This window comes from Streptomyces atriruber (assembly GCF_001418325.1).
GTDB classification, from domain to species: Bacteria; Actinomycetota; Actinomycetes; order Streptomycetales; family Streptomycetaceae; genus Streptomyces; species Streptomyces atriruber.
On sequence record NZ_LIPN01000680.1, the window covers coordinates 1 to 1,482 of the forward strand.

Annotated in this window: 1 protein-coding gene; it reads left to right on the forward strand. The window is 72.3% G+C overall.

The annotated features are described in order from the left end of the window. On the forward strand, nucleotides 1–1,482 hold a 1,482-nt coding region (locus tag AOK03_RS40000), incomplete at both ends, for a hypothetical protein (RefSeq protein ID WP_055570216.1).

The following is a 1,482-nucleotide window of genomic DNA, read 5'->3' on the forward strand; positions in this document are numbered from 1 at the left end:
CCGTCAGCTCCCTCACCCGTCGGCGCCTTCTTCGGCCGTACGTTCCGTGGGGACTGGGCCGGATCCGTGCAGGCCGCGCTCTGGCCCGTCGCCCTGCTGCTGATGGGCGCCGCCGCGCTGGCGATCCCGGCGTACGGGCAGGACGACGACGCCGTCTTCGGCTTCACCGACCGGCTCCGCATCGCCCTCGCGCTGCTGCTCCAATCGGTCGGCGGCGGCTTCGAGTTCACGGGCCGCGAGGAGCGACCGGACTTCGGCGACCCGGTGTCCGGACCAGGCAGCGACGGCCTGGGACTCGGCACGGGTACCGGACCGGGTTCGGGCTCCACGGAGTCCTCGCTCGAAGGCACCGCTTCCCTGCACATGGTCCCGCTCACCATGACCGCACTGTGGCTCGTGGCCCTCTTCATCGGCGTACGCGTGCTCCGGAACCGTCTCGTGGCCCGGGGCGCAGCCGGGATCGGCGGCACGGCAGGGCTCGAAGCGGCGGTGCGGGTCGCGCTGTCGGTGACCGTCGGCGTCCTCGGGCTCGCGCTCTTCGCGCAGCCCGAGATCGAGGGCGTGGAGCTGTCGTCGTCCCCGGTGCTCGCCGCGCTGGGCGCGCTGGTGCTCGGACTCGCGGTGTCCTACGGGGTGTTGCACCGCGTGGACACGTCGGGCCTGGCGGGCATGACCGCGCGGCCGGGGGCACAGTCCCTCATCCGGGCGACCGGGACGGCAGTACGGGCTCTCGTCGTCGTACTCGTGCTCTGCTCGCTCGTCGCCTTCATCAGCCTCGCCCAGGTGGACGACCTGGGCGAGCTCACCGATCTCGACGACTCCGGCATCTCACCGCTCCTGATCGCCCTGCTCGTCCTGCCGAACCTCGCGGTGACGGCACTCGGCATCGGCTGGGGCGCGGGCGCGGAGGCCTCGGTGCACGGCAGCAGCTCGATGTACGGGAGCGGGCGCGAGAGCGGGTCGTTCGGCCTCGCCGAACTCGGTGACGTCACCAACGACTGGGCGATCGTGGGCGCGTTGGCCCTCGGCCTCGTCTGCGCGCTGACCCTCGGCGTGCTCGCCGCGCGACGCTGCGTCGGCCGCGGCGAGCAGCTCCTCGCCGCCGGGCTCTTCTTCGGATTCGTGCTGCTGCTCGCCGGGTTCAGCGGCATCGGCGTCGAGGTGTCCGGTCAGGCCTTCGACAGCGGCTCGGGGTTCGGCGGGTCGAGCAGCAGCGGCGGCGGCAGCGTGGAGACGGGTCTGAGCGTTCCGGAGATGCTGCTGTTCGGGCTGCTGTGGATCTTCCCGGCGGCGCTGGTGGGCCCGTACGTCCTCCAGATGGCGGGCCAGGGAGCCGCGACAGCCCCTGCGCTCCCTTCGCACACACCACTCGTCAGCCCCCAGGCTCCCCAGACACCTCAGGAATCCCAGGCGCCTGAGGCACCCCAGGCCTCCCAGACACCTCAGGCATCCCAGGCCTCCCAGACACCTCAGGCATCCCAG